This is a genomic window from Bacillus sp. SRB3LM (assembly GCF_015712745.1).
GTDB classification, from domain to species: Bacteria; Bacillota; Bacilli; order Bacillales; family Bacillaceae_G; genus Bacillus_A; species Bacillus_A thuringiensis_K.
Genome location: NZ_VWVQ01000103.1, coordinates 651,046 through 670,942 on the forward strand (window position 1 = coordinate 651,046; position 19,897 = coordinate 670,942).

Consider the following 19,897-nt stretch of genomic DNA (forward strand, 5'->3'; position numbering starts at 1 on the left):
ACTTTCATCCCCTCCATAGTTTAAATTTATAAATTCATCCCCATTTTGAACTAGCCTATAACTACTATATCCTTCATCGCTTTCTCTTCCACAACAGCCCCATCTTTCACTACATAAACATATACCTTTTCTAATATGTCATTAAGATCCTCAACATAAAAATCACTAGGAGTATACTGCTCATTTCTTGTAAGAATAATATAGCGCTCTTCTCCATTAAATCTTTCGCTATAATAATCTACCAAACCTAAATTATTAAACATTTTTATATTTAAACGACCATTTTCTCTTTCATAACTCATTACAGCTTCATAATAATCTTTTGCTACTACTCTATCACATACACCATTTGGTATTAATTTCATTGATATGATTTTCTTTGGAGGCTTCATAGAAATATTTTTTTGACGATAAATTATATTTAAGCGTTCTTCTTTTTTTATATCCAAATCAATGAGTTGCGCATTCATTTGATTTATTAGAGCACTATTCCGATTATCAAGGTTTTCCTGCTGATATACCTCTAGTCTTTCTAGCGTTTCACGATATTGTTGATTAAATGTCTTCTCCAGAAATGTTACTAGTTTATTTAACTGTTTTTCTCTCTTTGTTAAAATGTTATCTCGGACTATGATAGATTGCTTCATTACTTCACTCATACATTGACTAGTGGCATCTGTTTCTATATAAAATCCATTATTGATAAAATCATTAGCAAAGATCCAGCCTTGATCCAACGTAATAAATTCTCCATTTTCTCGTCTTGCAAGATGAATATAATGATTTTCTAATTCTTCCCCTGTACCATCCACAATACTTACATGATAGATTTCCACATATAGATTTTCGGGAACATGAGCTGTCACAGTATAACAATGCCATGTCCGACCTTCCACTTCTTTTTTCATCAATTCCAAAGTTGCATTAAATAACGGATGACTTTCAGTTATCATTGGTAATTCAGCTTCTTCAAATTCTATTGAATTTGTAAAACGATAGCTATCTCCTTGATAATCTTGTAACTCTGGAATGTAATCTCGTATAAACTTTGGCAAACGCTCAATACGCATAACTTTCCCATCTTGAGATTTGAAAATACGCACACGTTTTTTTTCTAAAACATATGTTGCTAAATCTGTAAATGTACGCTTTGGTATCATTTGAACAGTTAAATCATTTTTCTCACGTTTTAAATTTGTAAGATCAACGTTATCTTCAGTCATTCGCTCTTCATTCATTAAAGCTAACAGCTTCTGATGTTCTTCAGATAAAGTTTTTTCCATACCAGCAATGACTTCATCAAGGTGTTCACGTTTTATAATAGCTTGTTGCATTAAATCTGCTAAACTATCATAATGATCTTCCAGAATATCACCCATAAAATCATATACAAGATCAGATCCTAAATCTGATTTCATCAACTCCATTTTATCTAGTAATTTAGTCATTACACTACCTTCACGCGTATTTTGCGCTACTAAATTAAAAACAAACACTTCATTTTTTTGCCCAATACGATGAATACGCCCCATACGCTGCTCTAGCTTATTCGGATTCCATGGAATATCATAATTTATCATCTGATTACAAAACTGAAGATTAATAGATTCTCCACCAGCATCTGTAGCTATCATAATTTGACATTCATTACGGAACATTTCAACTTGTTTCCGGCGTTGCTCCATAGACAAGCTTCCAATAATTTTCGCTATTTTCGGTACCCGTTTCAAAAGCTTTTCTTCTAAATAATTCAAAGTATCTACAGATTCCGTAAAAATTAAAATCTTTTCATTATGATTTAAAAGCCCACTCGCTCCAAATAATGTCTCTTCTAACTCTTGATATTTTTTCTCCACAACATACAACTTAATATTTTCAGCCTGCTGAATAAGCTTTTTCAATACAATCAATTCTTTTTTCAATTCTTTTGTATCAATAACATCAATTGATTTCTCAAGTTGAAGTTCTATTTTCTCTTGAATATCGCTACCTTCTTCTAAGTAGTTTTCTGTTTCGAGGGTTTTCATTTTCTTTATATACTTATTGCGTTCAGCTTCTGTTTGTTTATATAGCTTAATTAGTCGATTATATCTTCTTTTTAAAGATAAATAAATCGCATCAATAGAAGAACTTAATCGACGCTGCAATAACATCATCGCAAATGCTGTACTATTACTGCCATTATTCATTGCACGATTAAAATACTCTCGAACATATTCAGTTACTGCATCATATAATGCTAATTCTTCATCTGTTAAATTAAATTGAATTGTTTTCGTAGTTCTTTTTGGAAATAGTGGAGTGCCATCAAAATTCTTTAAGTTTTCTTTTAAACGCCGAATAATAAACGGATTCGTTTTTTCTTTTAAACTTTCAGTTGTCTTACTACTGGAGAAAATATCTTCATCGATTAACCTCATTAGGTGTCTAAAGTTTTCAGAATCACCTTTATGCGGTGTTGCAGTTAGTAATAAACAGTGATTTGTTTTTCTTAGAAGTGATTCCCCTAACCGATATAACTTTGTTCGAAATGTTTTCTTTTTAACCGTCCCATGTGTATACGCCGCCATCTTATGCGCTTCATCAACAATTACCAAATCAAACTGCGCTTCTTGAATTAACGCCTTTACATCATCCCTCATAGCCCAGTACATAGAAGTTAAACACAATCTATTGGATATAAACGGATTCTTACCACCGTACTCCTTCAGCACCGCTCGATTAATAATATGAAAATGCTCATCAAATTTCTGTTCCAATTCTTCTTGCCATTGCTTCAATACAAGCGGGGGTACTAAAACTAAAATTCGTTCAACACTTAACCTTGCTTTTAACTCCTTAATGAGCATTCCAGACATGATCGTTTTTCCAGCACCTGGATCATCAGCTAATAAAAAACGAACGTGTGGCACTTGAAGCATTTTCCCATATACAGCTTCAATTTGGTGCGGTAACGGTAATAAATTCTTGTTCCCTAATGCTCTTGTTTTAGAGAATTTCACTTCATTTTTTAACAATACATATTGTATGTATCTTTGAACATCTAACGCTTTTAAGTTTGCAACTTCCTTTTCTTGTTTTAAATGTTTAAAATCATGAATCTTTTCTTGCTCTAACATAATTTCATAATACTTATTTGTTTCTTGACCAATTGCCTCAATAATGACGTATTCTCCAAAAGCTTCACATTTTTTTATTTCTACACTTTCAGGAAACTGTGAACTTGAGACAATTTCACCTACTTTCATCATGAACAATCCCCCCTCTATTCATAAGAAAACCTTATTCACCAATGAATAAGGTTTAACTTCTCTTACACTCTACTATTAACGTATCTACTCCTTGATGGTGTAACGTTACCTCTTCACATTGACGTAATTCAAACAAATTGAATTCATGACCAAATGGAAATGACATAGGATGGCTTTGTATTATATCAAGTTGTAATGCTGTATTCTCTAAAACATATAACATTATTTTTACAATAAACACATGTAGAACCGGATTACTAATGAATATCTTTTCTGGTAACTGATACGAGCGGTTTTTAGTTGGAATTATAATTCCCCACGCCTTTATACTCATTATTACAGCGCTAGTAGCTACTTCTACTCTCCGCCTATCACCATACTCTTCTTTCATTCTTTTTCCAATCACTGTACTAGGAACTGTATCTTGTAATTGAAACAACTTTCCTAGCTCATGTACAGCATCTTTAAAAAATGGATAAGCTGCTAATGTCATTCCCCAGTGTACAAACACACGCTCTTCTTTTGTTAACACGGGTAATACTTCCAAAACTCTATCACGAATCTCGATTAAATCCTTATCAACTAAATACCATATTTTCATTAACATTGTAACAGCGTTTTTTCTAGACTTCGCTCCTGTAATATCGTTTCGTAAATAACCATCTAGCACTTCATACATATCTTTGCGAGAATATTTTTTGGTATGGTTCGCTGTAAAATCTAAATGATGCAATAATACCTTTTGATCAAATCCAACAGGTTTGGTCATGAAATATCCTCTCCTTAATTTTGTTGTACTTTAATAAAAGGTACAACTACTTCTTCTATACTGATTCCACCATGCGTTACAATTCCTTCACCTTTTTGAACAAAAGCTTGGCCATATTGAGATAAGAGAACATTGTAATTTTCAGGAAGACCAGCATTATTCCAACTCACTGCATCAATTTTAGATGCCGAATCTTCATAAAGTATTGGGTCACTATATATTCGTACTCTTTCTCCTTTTTGATCCACTAAAACACCTTCTGAAATCCGTCCAATTCCTTTAGCTATCGTGTTACCGTGATCAGCAGTGAGATAAATAGTATAATTCTCTTTTATTAAATCAGCTAACAAGTTTACGAGATAATTGGTCTGTAACCATATTTCTAAATTAGAAACTAAACTTTTTTCACCTAAAACTGCGTGATGTGTGAACTTATCAATCACATCAATCACCGCTCCATATATTTTCACAGAATTTCTTTTTAACGCAAGAATATTCTCCCTACTATAATCCTCTGTACCTAATCCTTTTTGATATGCTACATATTGCTTTAACATACCTTGCTTTTCCCAAAAAGCTTTCCAATACTTCTCTTCTGCCGCAGTAGTTTTTATTGTATTACTAAATGTAAATGGAATGCTACCTGAAAAAATAGCTTGTCGAGATACAGAAGTAAGTGTCGGTACCCATGCAAATATACCATTTTCCTCAAAAGAAAAACCATTTTCTTTCAAGTGTTTTTTTATACGTTTCCATTGAATAAAACTCATGCCATCCAGTACTAACAGAGCTACCTTTTCATTGTCTCTTCTTTGTGCATGCAATACATGTGGAACATGATGAACCATCTTCGGTTTTGGAATTGGAGGCAAACTTATTAAAGTATGATACTGTTTTAACATCCAATCTTGGAAGTTCTGATTTACTTTCATCATTAATGTGTTTGCCTCTTCCACACATACTGTATCATTACTTTCCAATGCAGTGTACTTATATTCAGCAACCAAATCAATTAACTCAATCCAGTCTTTATACAACTTAATCCTTGCAAGTTTCTCGTTAACCCTTTTACTAATGTGGTTTAGCTTTTCGTGAAGCGTCTCTGATTTAGATTCTTCCTCAATTCCTATCTTCATCCAATTAGGGGTTTGTAAAAGTGAACCTTTCTTTACTTTTGAAACGATCCCTTCCATAAATAAGTTAGCCATTAGTCTCCATACATCATCATTTATAAATGGATGTATTTTACATAACGACGCAGGTTCCGAGATTTTCTCACTCTCACACTTTGTATATTCAGATACAAAACAAGACCATTGTTCCTCTAAAAACCCATAAAAAAATCCAGCTGAAGAAATCAATTTTTCCATCGGTAACTTATGAAACACTTTACACTGATTCAACTTTTCTATAAGAAACTCTTGTACAACCTGAGGTATTTCTTTCTTCCTATAATGAAGAAAAAGAAAAAGCTTGTACAATTCCACTTCACTATCAATAATTTCATATGATATTTTATATAAATGTTTTACGATATACTCCAAAGTATCTTTATTAGAAGAAGAGCCTTGATACTGTGCATGCACAGTAAACAAGGCATCTAAATCTTCACGGTTTATACTTCGAAGTATTGGCGCGGAAAACTTTGGAAAGATTGTATTGATATCAATCTTCATACTAAAGTTACCCTTTACATACTCGTACGGAAACTTAATATCATCATTTGTGTATACCAATAATGTATCAGACTTTAATGACTCACGATATTGCTGTTCGTACAAATACCGAAAAGAAACGCTATCTTCAAAATGAATAACTTCATAACCATTCTCTTTTAAATGATTTAAAAGTAATTCGTCATTTAAAAGAAAATCTTGATCATAGACTAATATCATTTTGCTGTTTTGATATTGAAATTTTTTCAGTATTCCATCACGCCAATTCCCCATCATCATCACCTACTATAGTCCTAAACGAATACAAGCATTGTCATAGTACATTAACAACTTATCATCTTCTTGAATTATTTTTTCAGGAAGACGATCTCCAACTTTCACAATCTGCTCAAATTCCTTTTCACTATATGCTTTCTTAAATCCTGCACGAATCGCTTCCGTACGGAATTGTTTTAGCTTTTTCTTGCTATTCTCAAGCTCTTCTAAGTAGCTTTCAAACTCACGAAGTAATGATTTCTCACGAAGTTTTTCTAAGTCTGCCTGCTTGTTTGGATCTGGTACGTACCAACGCTTCATCGCTTTTTCAATCAACACAGTATCATTTGCTTCCAAGCCTCTTAAATCTTTATAATTTCTTCTTAAATAAGAAGCAATTTGATCCGGTACTCCGCCATCCCCTTCATAACGTAGGAAGTTTTGGTGCAATAAGTCGTCCAACTCAGGAAGCAATTCATGCTTCGCGATATGCTGAATTTCTTTCATATAGTTTGGATGCAAGTCCTGACGTGTTTGTGGCTTCTTCAACAGCTGCTGGCGAATCCATTCAATCGCACTGTTTTCGTCAGATACGAATAAGCTCATCTGTGCAAATTCTTTTACTAGCGTACGCTTCTTGTCATACTCAGCAACCTGACTTTCCAAGAATGCCATACCATCACGCATTGGGAATCGCTGTACAACACCCGATTGAAACTCGGCAGATGAAATTGGAACAGATAAAGCATTTTGAACATGGTAAGCTACCATGCGATCGAATAAGATACGAGGTGTTCTTTCTGAAATAATTTGCGCTTCGCCTTTAATACCTATAAATATTGGCAACTGCTCTAAATGTTGCCTTACAAAGGTCCAAGCAGATTCTTCTGTATTTTGTTCCTCTTTCATTTTTTCGATATTTTCTTTCTTAGGTTTATAAGCAGAAATAACCAAATCTTGTTTTACTGCCGTTGTAGAAGTCACAGCTTTAAAACTTCCCTGCTTCTTATCCAGTGCTGCAACATTAGCAATAATAAAACCAGCTTTTTGAATAGCTTCTTGAATCGCATTCCATACACTTGCTTTAGAATTACTAAATTCTACAGTCATCCAACGACCAGGTTTTAAAATTCTATAATATTCTTTAAAGCAACTATACATCAAGCCTTGATATTCTAATATTGCTTTATTTTGAACCGGATTCACTATTGCTTCAGATGTACTATTAGTGAATATTTTCATCCAAGACTCACAGATTATATTTAATTCTGAGTACATAATATTCCCACCAAACGGAGGATCTGTAAAAATATAATCAACAGAGTTATCTGAAACTTGCGAATTTGTCATTGAGCCTGTACCTATAACTAAATTTTCTTTATTAGTATTTATCCCTTTAAAACCTCTTAAAAAACCTTTAATACGGTCTTCCACCTGTTTTATAATCGACGTTTCTATTGGTAAAGAAGAAATATATAATATTCCAGTTAAATAACCAGCATTATATCCTCCACCTCCAAAGAAAAAGTTTTTTAAGTGAACCCTACTCATCAGGGTTGCTCGTTGCAGCATGCTTGTAAATAAAAATTCTAAACTCTCATAATTTTGAAGCTCAATTATAGATTTTAATACCGATAAAGCTATTAAATTTCGTTTTGTATAGAAATGATGTATGTTTGTAAACCCATGACTTTTTATTGGTTGTGCTGTATTATATCCATTTGGTAATTGATAAGAAGGGAACCATAAATTATGTTGGTACTTTTGAATCTTATCTAATAGCTCTAGATCATCGTTATCAACTGTTTTTTCGTACCTACCCTTACCGACTGAATAATTTATTAGAATTGGTACCTGTTTAGCTTGACTTATTACTTCACCAGTACCCTCATCATAAATACTATGATATGCACGTTCCAAGTTCCTCTTAGTTGTTATACATCCGCATGAATTACATTCTATATTTTCTTTAGCTTTTCCATTTTCTCTATCTATTCCCGAATGCCAAAAAATCATTTCATCTAAACACTCAGGACAAATAAAAACATCGGACCATATGGTAAAGTTAATTCTCCCTTTTATTTTTTTACCATTTGCATCATATTGTTCTTGATTATCGAGTACATGGTTAGTTTCATACATCCAAGAACATTGCCTATCTAATTCATTTAAAACCGTTTGTGCTTTTGAATTAAAGCTTTCTAAATCGAAGGAGCTATTAAAGTTTTTGCTTATAAATGTAGCAATTGGAGATAAATCATTTAGTACAGTTTTTCGCAACCCGATTTGTGAAAAAACTTCTCCATCATTAATAATGTTATTATCTTGAATTTTATATCCTAAACCGTTTAGAATATCAGGATTATTACACATTTGTGCAGCTAATCCAGTCATGCCTGTTCCTGAAAAACCATCATAAATGATATCACCAGGTTTAGTATAATGAAGTATATACCGTATTAATGCTTTATACGGGACTTTCGTATGATAACTATGCACATTATAAATCGGATCATTTTTACCTTCACTTACATCAGCTGCAAGGGGTTCACGATGGTATTCCTCAAACTCATCTGTACCATATATATCTGTTTTTTCTCCTTTCCATTCCTTAATCAAGTCATTAATCCATGGATTAGGGCACGCTGTATAGTACGGTGGATCTGACAATGCAATAATATCCTCGTCTTCTCCAATAGGAAATCCTTCTATTCCCTTTAATTCCGGAAGCAATTTTCGCAATTCATTTCGAAAATATTCCCGACGCGCTTGATCATTTTCAAACGTCATACTCAAGCAGACAACGGGATTGTTGTCTACTTGAGTATATTCGTCTAACAGTGATAGTTGTTTCGTATCTTTATCCAAATCTGTTTCCCCCCACTTATTTCTTAACCGTTAAACGAACGCGGTTTGGTTCATTTGTACCAATTAAAGCTTTTAATAACATATCAAAATTTTTACGCGCTTCATCCACTGTGATAGGATTTCCACCTCCAAATGCTTTCATAAGCTGTTCCATTCCAATTTGCTCTTTATGAATACCCTTAAGGACCGCCTTAATAGCATTAATTAAACCTAATGAGATTGGAAGTGTAAATGCTTTATTTTCAATTAGCTCATTTATTAAACTTCTTTGTTCAGATTCAAGTAACTCAATACTTTCTTTTACAATCGGATCATTAAAGTTTGTTAATAGTGTTTCTGTCCATGAATTTAAAAGCTCTCCTAATTGATCTTCTAACTGTAACAATGAGGGTTTAACTTTATTTTGTTCTTCCCGTGGATTAAATCTACAATGTGGGCACTCCGGCGTATGTTGCATTTTTTCCACTGTCAGGTTATAGCAATCTTTCAATACTTTTAAACTCATTTGCCACTCATCAAAGGCTTGACGAGGTAAGAACGATATCTTAGAAGCTAATGTATTTAAAGCATCGTATCGCGAATCCTTTAGAAGTTCTGATTTCTTCTTGTTCTCTGTGGCATTCAATCGTGCAGCTTGATGAAGTCCTATATAATGTTCAATATATTCTTTTTTCAGTTTTTCAAGTTCTGTCACTTCTCTAGAACAATCTTCACCATTTTTTAAGGCACTACTTAAATTCCCAAGAGACAAGTCGACGTCATATATCCACTCTTGCCTTGGTGACACAATATATCTTGCTTGTGCTAAATAATTCGCCACTTTTGTATACTCATTAATCTTTTGTTGCAACTTCTCAAGCTGACGAACAATTGTTAAGTGCTCTTTCTCTTTTTCAATACGCTGTACATCATATTTCAAGTTCACCATTTTAGCACGAGTATTGTAAACTTGTAACCCTTGTAAAAATTCACTTAAACTACTTAACTTTGCAATCTTTTCTTCTTTCTCTTCCGATGAGAATAACTGTCCATCCCAAATTACGAATTGGTTTCGAATGTTAGCAATCATCTCAACTGTTTTATTTGTTTCTTCTTTCGCTCTAGAGATAATTTTTTTAATAGAAAAATCTACAGAATCTAGATCAGTAAAGTCAATTGGTTTTCCACCAAACATATCAATTAAGGCTTGCACTGTTGGAACGGGTAAACCACTTGGCTTTTTAATATGACTAAAGTATGTTAAGTCATTTATCGGCAAACGAACAAACTCAGTAAAGTTCATTGCTTCGTATGTTGTACCATTTACAGTAACAACGATTTCACCACTTTGAATTAAAGATGCTAGCACAACTACTATTAATTCTGGCTCCATTGCAAACTGTTTTGTTAATCTTTGATCTGGCGTGCCTTGCACTGTATTAATGACTTCTATTAATTCATTTTGATTTAATACTTGTCCCGGTTCTTTTTGATTTAGTAGCTCTAATACCCACTTCGCATAACCAGAGTTTCTTATAGTTAATTTTTCATTATTATCAAGAATAACAAGGCCATTTAAAATCACTTCTCCTTGGCTTGTTTTCTTTCCATTTAAATACTCCAACGCATCTTTTACGTATGTGTGCATATTTGATTTTGTAACATATGATTTATCCAATTTACGGAATGTTGGGTATTCACTATACTTTACTTCGAACCATTGTGAAAGTAAATCTTGTGAAACAGAATCAATAATTTGAATTAGTGTATCAGGATTGCTTGGAAGGAAAAATCCATGCTCTAAAACATCTGCATGCTTTCCTTTATATACGATTTCAAAGGCTTCAACAAAGTTTTCTTTTAACCACTTTACGAGCTTCTTCAAATAGTCATCCATTTTCGGCTTATATAGATGACGATTTGTTGTTGTATCATTATACATTTCACATGAACCACTGTATAAGCGCAACAGATTAACAAAATCTTCATTTTTCTTAATCAAACGGAAAAACACTTCATCTTCTTTTTGTTCATCTTTAAACTTAGGTTCTTCAAATGGTTGAAGCATATAAATATAAAAATCGCGTTCAGGTTGCGCTGTAGAGCGTTCGTTTGGTGCTCCAAAGAATATATATCCTTGTCGTTTGACACGACGATCAATCCATGGAATTTCATGTAGCCAAATTTTATAGCCATTCACGTAAGATGTTTCGGCTACTTCTGTTGCTTGTTTTAATACTTGAAAGTAATAACTATCCAGCTGGTTATCTGCTAAACCTTCCCCACGTTGTTGAATTAACTCATCAACTGCCGTCACTTTCGCAATATCAATATAATATTGACCATTATCTTTATTTAACGAAACAAATTGGAAGCTCGCTGCAGTCATTAAATCTTTCATAGCTGCTTCAATCATTGTCATTAAAAATTCGGCTGCGTCTTCATCTAACTCTAATAGCATAGAGTGATTTATAAATAATTTGTCACGTAATGATTCAGATGTAAGACCAATTGGTGTCTTTAAGTCGTCCGTCGTTAAACGATATACAGCTAATGCGTTAACTAGCTGCTTTGCTATATTGTTGTATTGACGCTTCACACCTGTCTGAATACATCCTTTTAACATTTCAACTTTATTCATAACTAACTTTACATTATCATTTGTGCGAAGAGACGAATCTTCCTCAATGTATTGCCAATAACGATCAAAAGAGATTAGCCCTGTAGCTTCTTCAGGGACTTCAAGCATTAATAATTTTTTAATTTCTTTACTGATTGTTTGAAGTACAACACGCTTTTCAGCAATATTTACCTTTTCAAATGTCTCAAGATAGGAAGGGTGAATTGGATACATATTTACGAACGTTTCCATATCTTCCGCTAATCCATTGTACAATTTTGTGAATTTACTCAGATGTTCACGAACCAATGCTTTTTGTTCATCGTTTTTCTTTAACAAACGTTCAGATACAACGAACGCTATATCTTCACGAACGATGCGTGCTTCTTTAAAACGCTCTTTCACACGACGAAGTGAATCAGCAACGAAGCTAAGTTTAGGATTATCAAATAACCTTTCCTGTACACCAGAAATAAAACGGAAGCGAGATTTACCACATACTTCTCCTACTTCACGTAAAAAGCCTAAATCTAAAGTCAAATCTTGTTCTTTACGACCACGTAAATAGTCAAGTAACTCATCAATTACTAAAAGTAGTCCTTTATCTGGATATTGCTCATGGAACAATTCCATCATTTCATAAAACATTTCTTTGTTATTAGTAACTTGATCCGCTGCTGGGAAAGTATAATCAATCCCCATTTTTTCCAATCCACTTTCTAATTCACGACAAATGATATCGCGTAACGGCATTGTAACTGCACCAAATTCGGCACGAACAACTTGAAACCTTCCTTCAATTTCCTTTGCCTTTTCAGCTACTTCTTTATGTCGTAAGTGCTCACTTGCTCCTGGTAATTCTGCAATTGTAGAAATAACACTCATTAAATGAGATTTACCCGTTCCATAGTTACCAACAATAAGCATTCCTTTATTATCAACCCAACGATCGAATTGAATATTTTCAATAATCTCATTTGTTAGTTTTTCTGCCATATTATCTGAAATAACATATGTATTTAATAGTGAAATTGCATAGTCTGTATCATTTGCTTCTTTTAGTTGAACAACCGATTCAACTGCTTCAAACTTTATTAAATCTCCATATTTTAACATCCTTACAACACTTCCTTTATTTAATTCGTAATTGCTTTCCCTTCAAAATTACCATTTGAATAATATTCTGGATGTCCATTCTCAGCATAAATCAACTGCCCATTTTTATATATTCCCGGCCATATTACAATGAGTTTATTTCGTTTGCTTATGTTTTCTAACAAACGAATTGAATTAATTTGTAAAACCGGATCAAATAAAATATCAATATATTGAAGTAAATATATTTTAGATGGATTATTAATCTTATTTTGCATAGCTTCTTCAACATAAAGTGGATATTTATTTTTTGAAACAGTCACTAGTGATTCACTTAATATTAGATTTACATTCAATACTTCAATATCTGAATTTAAACTAACTATTTCGTCCACTATAGATTCAACATTACATACAAAAATCAACTTATGCCACCAAGAACTCATGTTTTCTATCTCATTTTTTAAAAGATGAAAATCCATCTAGCATACATCCTCTTCAACTAAAATTACAATACATAAAATTAAATTTTCTTTTTCAAAATCCCTATTTTTCGTGTATTTAAAATTCCCTTATATAAAATATAGTAATATAACTTAAATATATTCACAATGAAAAATGGCAATGAAAACCTTCCTAAAAATGGGATTATCATTTAAAAAGTGTCATATTTTCAAATCCTAACAGTGGAACTGTCGTACGACGATCTAATAGATGATTATTCCATTCACATGATGTTTCAGAAACATAAGAACATGCATGACATGCAGCACCATTAATAGATGTTTGTAATTCAAAATCACCATCAGAGCAATGAGGATCTGATGAACAATACTCAAAACGTTCTAATGCTCGTATAAAAATTGGATACAATTTTTCTCGCTTAGATAGTTCAATTAAACCACCTAAACTGCCTTCTGAATCAGAAGACGCTGTGTAAATTAATACGCCCATCATATCAGGACCACAATATAATCTTTCTCTTAAAGATGTTGAGGAATATCCCGAATGTGCTGCAAACTCCTTGATTAACATGTGTGAAAATGTGTGAATCAGAATATCCTTTGGTGCTAAATCTCGACTACTATAACCAAGCTCTTCTCGCATTACGTTATATTTATTAATGATTTTGTTAAGTTGCTGCTGTACATTTTGATTTGCTTGCCATTTGTAAATCGCTTTAGGATTAAATTCAAAAAATACGCCTTCACCATGTACTAAAACACCAGGTAACCAATTTTGTCTTTCTTTCATAATAGGAAGTGCATCTAGAGCTTCTTCAAAAAATGGATCTGGATAGTTCAAACGTGTAAATCCATTTAGCACTCTTACTTCACGTAATCGGTCTACACGAACAATCGAATTAAAATATGTAGACATTTCCTCATGTATTGCAACTTGTTTACTAACAAAACCTGTTTCTTCTTGATCATTAATATCACCAGAAATTAATGTTAACCATTCTTGTTTACGTATTGAATCGTAATTTACTGTCTCCTCATTTAGATAATAATTCATGATCCTTTCATAGTCACTTTCTGGTCTACCTAAAACTGAACAAATCAACGTCTTTTTTGCATTGTCATCATAGTTCTGCATTTCTAGTAAGTTTGCAATTACATCCCTTTTGCTATCAACAATAAACATGATTTCATCACCAGACGAAGCTGTTAAAGGAATTGAAAGAACGCTTGTAATAATTGGTGTATAAATATTGGAAGCTCCACGCAAACTTGTTTTCATACTTTCCGAGCATTCTTCTTTATCATTTAACCAAGGGCGCTCACCAGTACATTGAGGAACATATTTTTCAATTTCCTCCGTTTTCATAATTTGAGCAAGACTATTCTGTTCACCACATTTTACACATGAAACAACAATATCCGATAATGAACCAGCAGAACCTTTCGATTTATATTTCAAGACTGATTTATCACTAGAACATTTTTTACCATTATGCACCCAATCAATCCAAGGAAAATCACTTAAATGTCCTTTTTCACAAACGAGAATAAAACGGGACGGATACAATTTAACACTTTTGTCTTCATTTTTCTTACAATAAAAACACTCTTTACTTGCAAACGAATCCATCATCCCACAAGACGGACATATTCTCCATCGCGGAAACGATCTCGCTCCAACTTTTATACGATCTTCTTCCTCACTAATCAACTTAATATAATCAATATTTAACATTCTCTCTATTCTTGGCTCTTGATAACGATTTTCTCTTGGGATTGACCACTCATCCGCTGCAGAGATAACTACACTATCTTCTAGTAAATCAACAATAGCACCCGGTCCATGATAGTGTAATAACTGAGAAGGACGCAATTTACCTATTTCCTGCTTACTCATAATTTCTCATCTCCACAATTTTAATTTCACCTTCAACATTTCGTAATGAATTTAATGTAGGTTTTGCATATTGATAATTTGTTCTTTCTTTGAAATTTTTTAAAATATGCCTTGTTCTTCCTTGTTTGACGTTTTGTCGGTAACTTAATTTCTCTTCAGAAATCGCCCTATCTTCCCACCACGAATAGATTTTCTCTATCTCTTTTTTTATATCATTTAACTCTACTTCACTTGTAGATACCGCTCGTTTTATAATAAATTCTAGAATTTCATCAGTTATGCTGTTTTGCCTAAACTCCACCGCACCATTTTCTTTACGCAATGTATAATCGGTTTGTCGAATCATTCCGACTACAAGACCAGTTAATCCTCTTTCAAGGCTACCCCTTGCAAAGGAAGTTACACTTGTTGGTTCAACATAACGATACATCGCCTGATGAAATGCATTGAAACGTTCAAAATGTGATAAATCTCTTGACCTCATCGAATTAAATAAAGTAACAACCAAACCTGGATAGCTACGACCAACACGGCTCGTAGCCTGAATATATTCAGAGGCCGTTTTTGGCTGATTGTGCATGACCATTAGCCCCAATCGATTCACATCTACTCCAACAGAAATCATATTAGTTGCTAATACTACATCTAATCCATTCTCATCATATTTACGTTCAATCGCACCTAACACTTGTGGGATTTCCGCTGCTTTTTTTCTCGAAGTTAATTCTTCCGTAATTAATGGGTTGACCATTTTACTCCGGTCACTTAGTAATTTCAAACGAATCGGGATTTCATCTTTTAACTTCGTTGATGTACCAGATAATTCTTTTACTGTATTAAAGTAACCAAGAACAGTCCAATATGGGTCAATAGAATCATCCTTTTCCTCCAAGTTGCGAACGATAGAGAGTAATGCAGCGTAAACGTGTACCGTATGAATTGCCCCACTCACACCTGGTGCACAAACACCTAAATAAAAACGACCAGGTTTTTCTTCTATCGGAACTTGATAAGAGAAATAATTATCACGCGCATCCGTTACCGATAAAGGAAATTGAGACACTTCTCTACCATACAGGCGTTTAACTTGTTCTTGTGCTCCACGAATCGTTGCTGTTGAAGCAATAATTTTAGGACCTTTTCCATTGTATTGACATAAATAATCAATTGCTAATTCATACAGTCCTGTTAGGGAGCCTAATGGTCCACTAATTAAATGCAGTTCATCTTGAATTATTAATTCAGGTGGTATTAAACCGTCTATTTCTTCTGTATAAATCCGTTGCTTATTAATTAAATGATAACTCTTATAATCTATATCATTTACAAACCCTTCAATAGGACTATAGTGTGTTTTCCAGCCAAACAACTCACAAAAACGTTTATTCCAAGCAATCTGCGCAATTTTGTCTACTGTACCAATTAAGATTGTAGGCACATGATTATATATAACTTCATCTACAGTATAGGCTGGAATACCTCCATTACTAGCGTAATAACATTCTGAGTGGCTACAAGTAATTCTCTGTCTATAATCTTCAAAGTGATAATCGTGTGCAGATAAACTAGAACCACACCAAGGGCAATTTTCTAACTGCACTGGATTTGCCTCAGTCACTTCATTCCCATCAATAATTTGTTGTAACTTTTCCTTTGCTTCTTCAATTTTATTTGGTGTTGAAGCTTGGCCAATCCATAACCCAATTGAAAAAGGCTCTAACCCCCATAATACAGGATCCTTTTGACGTAAAAACTCCGCTGCGCAAACCATTGCAGTAGCACGTTGAAATTGTTGAGTAGTTAATAATCTTAGTGTATATCTCATCAAAACAGTTACTCCTGCATATGTTTCACGTCGATGTGCTACACCATTTAAACGTCTCAGCCCCATTAAGAAAGCTGCTACTCCTAAATATGCTTCAGTTTTCCCTCCACCTGTTGGAAACCATAGTAAGTCAACCAAATCACGATCTTTATGTTCGGGATTACTAACCCCATCAATATTCATTAAAATAAACGCTAATTGAAAAAGTCTCCACTTTCCATTATAAATCGGCTCAACTCTTTCACTGTTGGATCGATATTTTAGTGCCACTTTAGATTGAGCTTGTTGAATCGCCATTACTCTATTCATAAATCTAAATGCCTTTAATTTTTTATCATTTGATACTACCGATAAAATACCATTCTCAATTCTTTCAATGATTCGGCTAACTTTAGATAAGTTATTATTCACTACACTATGTAAATGACTAGGAATTCCTTCGAATTTATCTGATTGCTCTTTTACCCACACCCTATACGAATAAACTAATTTATATAAATTAGTTTGCAATTCTTCTGCCGACATCTCGGCCAGTTCAACCATAGAAGTTGTTAACTCCTTTATTTCCTTATGCTCGACAATTGGCACCTCTGTAGTTGGTAGCCATGTAGTTTCTAATAAACATTTTCCTTCACTGAAACTATAGCCTACACCAATACCATGACCGATAGCATATTCATTTACATGACGGTACAATAATTCATCTTCCAAATTCCATTGGTCTGCTCGTGAACTAAACTTCGCTATCGATTCCTCTTTAACTTCTACGGCAATCTTTGTTTGAAACATGATCTCATTTTGAAGTGGATAAGAATCACGTTTATACCCATTTAACAAATAAAAACTAACATGATATATTCCATCTCTTTCTTTTACCTTACATCGGAGAACTCCCGGTTCCTCTAATTGCCACTCTCTATTTTCTGGAATAATATTATCAAGCGTAACCATAATAGGTTTTCGTACATGATTTTCACCATACATTCCCCATGAAATCTTAATATTAATAGGAACTAATTGACTCATTCGAAAACTAAATCCCATAGATGAAGCTCGAAACGGATTTCGGTTGGCAATCAACTCATCCACATTCTCTGTATCTAACAACTCATTTGTTTGAACATCATATTCTTCTTCATTTACAACTTCAACTGTTGACCCAAAAGGGACTAACTTGCCTGTTAAATAGAGTGCCATAGGCGTTTTTTTACTACTTAATACTTCATGCTCTTCTATAGGTCCAATTAAAAATTTTTCAAGATCAGCAATTAATTCTGTTCTACGTTCAAGATGAGAGTTTATTTTTTTCATTTCAGCACATTTCTCCTTCTTGCATTTTTAAATTTCCATTTTGACATAAGGAAAAAATAGGAACATATTTTCATATTACATAACTCTTCTATATATGTGCTATTTTCCTATTAATTACAGACAAAAAATTTTTATAGATTACTTTCCTATATATCCTTCATATTTATATTTAACACAGTCCTACTAATCTATAATTTATCACTTAACCTAATTCAGACTAATAATCTGATACTCAGTTAATCACCTAAACAATGAATAACTATTAAGACTTGGTGACTAACAGCCATAAAATTTTAAAAATCAATAGAGTTATATAACTCCAACAACTTCCTCCCTTCCTCAACAACCTCATCTCTTAATCCCCCGGGTTCAACCACCCTAACCGAGGACCCCATCCCCAAAATCCATTTCTTAATTGATTCTTTTCCGCTCATCGTTGCGCGGAAGAGAATGCTACCGTCATCATTATATTCTATCTTTTGATTCTCTCCCCAAATGGATTCTGGTACGGATACAGCGAATGGTGGATAGATGAGTAACTCAACTTCTAATGGTTCTTTCATAATGCCGAATTTCGGAAATTCTTCTCGGATATCGAAATTGTCGGGTATTTTATATGTATCATACAAAATTTTAATATCTTTTATTCGAGATAATTTAAACATGCGTTTTTCCTTTTTATCATTGCACATAGCTAGGCAATAAAAAAATTCGTTGTAGTGTACAAAGCCGTACGGATCGATAATTCGTTCTGATCTTTCACCAGACCGTTTCTCATATTGAATTTTCACCTTGCTTCTTGTAAATAAGGCTTCTTGCAGTTGTACATATTTTTGGTTTTCATTCGAAAACGCATAATTCGGCTTCGATCTTTGCACAAAATAAATATGACGGTCTTTGTTCGTTTCCACTTTCCGAACGGCATTTAATTTATCTAGCGCTACTTGTGCATCCCTTGAATAAATGTCATTACCCTTTGAAACTAGTTTTTGAATAGAGAACGTTAACGCATCTAGCTCTTGTTGGGACATATTTTTAATAGGAAATAACGATGTATTTGAAAGGGAGTAGCCACCGTATCTGCCTTTCGTTGTCTCAATTTTAATACCTGCCATTTCAATATCATCACGATAAATGCGGACCATCCGCTCTTTTACTTCTAATAACTCTGCCAATTCACTAATTCTCATTTTCCCTCTCGCATGTAGGAGTTCAATCATGTATAGGCAGTTACTTAATTTGCTCATATAATTCCCCGTTTCTATTCATCCATCCTCATTCAAGTATAAAAGAATAGAACTATCTTTTAAATTATTTCTATAATTACTTCTAAAAAATCAATATATTACCCCAAAATGCACAGTAGCACACCCCTGACATACACCATCCTCAAAAAGATGTTCTGGCAAAGTCTTTGTATTGCAAAACTTACACTGCTGATACCGCCTTTTTCTATACTCAGCTACCATAATAATACTCTCTTTAATCTCCATGGCTTTCTCACTGTTACTTAACCTACTTAGGTGTTCCCATAACAATATATGGTGCGTAAATTTTGTCATATCTGGTGTACATGGGCTATTCCATACTATTCTATGAAACCCTATTTCTAATCCCATCTCTCCCGCGCGAATAAACATGTTCGGATCAAAATCCAGCCCTCGAACTGCGAACTCAACATCTAGTTCTTTCAACTTAAACAGCTCCAATTGTTTTAAAATAAATTGTTGTATCTCTGTTTTTGCTAATTTCATTAATGATAAATCCCCTATACATATATTTTTTTTGTATATTAATAAAAATTGTAGCAATAATGACCTTTCATAACTTGTTATTACAAAATTATAAATCGAAATCCAGCACTATTCACGTCACATATATCATACT

General features: G+C 33.5%; 10 protein-coding genes. All 10 read right to left on the reverse strand.

Going from position 1 to position 19,897, the window contains the following annotated elements; translation table 11 throughout:
• Positions 1-50: 50 nt before the first annotated feature.
• The 10 genes from F3I02_RS30510 to F3I02_RS30555 all read right to left on the reverse strand — a co-directional run bounded on the left by F3I02_RS30510 (position 51) and on the right by F3I02_RS30555 (position 19,764).
• A complete protein-coding gene (locus F3I02_RS30510) occupies positions 51-3,251 on the reverse strand; it encodes a DEAD/DEAH box helicase (protein ID WP_196478726.1) in 3,201 nt (1,066 codons plus the stop codon).
• Positions 3,252-3,303: 52 nt separating this feature from the next.
• Entirely contained in the window at positions 3,304-4,020 is a 717-nt protein-coding gene (locus F3I02_RS30515; protein WP_098215395.1) for a hypothetical protein, read from the reverse strand.
• 14 nt (positions 4,021-4,034) lie between these two features.
• Entirely contained in the window at positions 4,035-5,969 is a 1,935-nt protein-coding gene (gene pglZ / locus F3I02_RS30520; protein WP_196478727.1) for a BREX-3 system phosphatase PglZ, read from the reverse strand.
• 12 nt (positions 5,970-5,981) lie between these two features.
• Complete coding sequence (locus tag F3I02_RS30525; RefSeq protein ID WP_230876908.1) at positions 5,982-8,819, reverse strand: DNA methyltransferase; 2,838 nt, start codon at positions 8,817-8,819, stop codon at positions 5,982-5,984.
• Positions 8,820-8,835: 16 nt separating this feature from the next.
• Positions 8,836-12,534, reverse strand: a complete 3,699-nt coding sequence (locus F3I02_RS30530) for a DUF6079 family protein (RefSeq protein WP_098215393.1) — start codon at positions 12,532-12,534, stop codon at positions 8,836-8,838.
• Between the two features lie 20 nt (positions 12,535-12,554).
• Complete coding sequence (brxF, locus tag F3I02_RS30535) at positions 12,555-12,995, reverse strand: BREX-3 system P-loop-containing protein BrxF (protein WP_098215392.1); 441 nt, start codon at positions 12,993-12,995, stop codon at positions 12,555-12,557.
• Positions 12,996-13,164: 169 nt separating this feature from the next.
• On the reverse strand, positions 13,165-14,874 hold the full coding sequence (drmB, locus tag F3I02_RS30540; RefSeq protein WP_196478728.1) for a DrmB family protein: 1,710 nt from the start codon (positions 14,872-14,874) through the stop codon (positions 13,165-13,167).
• On the reverse strand, positions 14,867-18,010 hold the full coding sequence (drmA, locus tag F3I02_RS30545; RefSeq protein ID WP_196478729.1) for a DISARM system helicase DrmA: 3,144 nt from the start codon (positions 18,008-18,010) through the stop codon (positions 14,867-14,869). Before drmA ends, drmB begins: the two co-directional genes overlap by 8 nt.
• Before the next feature lie 293 nt (positions 18,011-18,303).
• Entirely contained in the window at positions 18,304-19,257 is a 954-nt protein-coding gene (locus F3I02_RS30550) for a helix-turn-helix transcriptional regulator (RefSeq protein ID WP_098215389.1), read from the reverse strand.
• Between the two features lie 90 nt (positions 19,258-19,347).
• Entirely contained in the window at positions 19,348-19,764 is a 417-nt protein-coding gene (locus F3I02_RS30555) for a hypothetical protein (protein WP_196478730.1), read from the reverse strand.
• Positions 19,765-19,897: the final 133 nt, after the last annotated feature.

Coding starts and splice junctions, on each gene's coding strand:
- F3I02_RS30510 (WP_196478726.1), bottom strand. CDS start 3,251: ATGATGAAAGTAGGTGAAATTGTCTCAAGTTCACAGTTTCCTGAAAGT.
- F3I02_RS30515 (WP_098215395.1), bottom strand. CDS start 4,020: ATGACCAAACCTGTTGGATTTGATCAAAAGGTATTATTGCATCATTTA.
- pglZ (WP_196478727.1), bottom strand. CDS start 5,969: ATGGGGAATTGGCGTGATGGAATACTGAAAAAATTTCAATATCAAAAC.
- F3I02_RS30530 (WP_098215393.1), bottom strand. CDS start 12,534: ATGTTAAAATATGGAGATTTAATAAAGTTTGAAGCAGTTGAATCGGTT.
- brxF (WP_098215392.1), bottom strand. CDS start 12,995: ATGGATTTTCATCTTTTAAAAAATGAGATAGAAAACATGAGTTCTTGG.
- drmB (WP_196478728.1), bottom strand. CDS start 14,874: ATGAGTAAGCAGGAAATAGGTAAATTGCGTCCTTCTCAGTTATTACAC.
- drmA (WP_196478729.1), bottom strand. CDS start 18,010: ATGAAAAAAATAAACTCTCATCTTGAACGTAGAACAGAATTAATTGCT.
- F3I02_RS30550 (WP_098215389.1), bottom strand. CDS start 19,257: ATGAGCAAATTAAGTAACTGCCTATACATGATTGAACTCCTACATGCG.
- F3I02_RS30555 (WP_196478730.1), bottom strand. CDS start 19,764: ATGAAATTAGCAAAAACAGAGATACAACAATTTATTTTAAAACAATTG.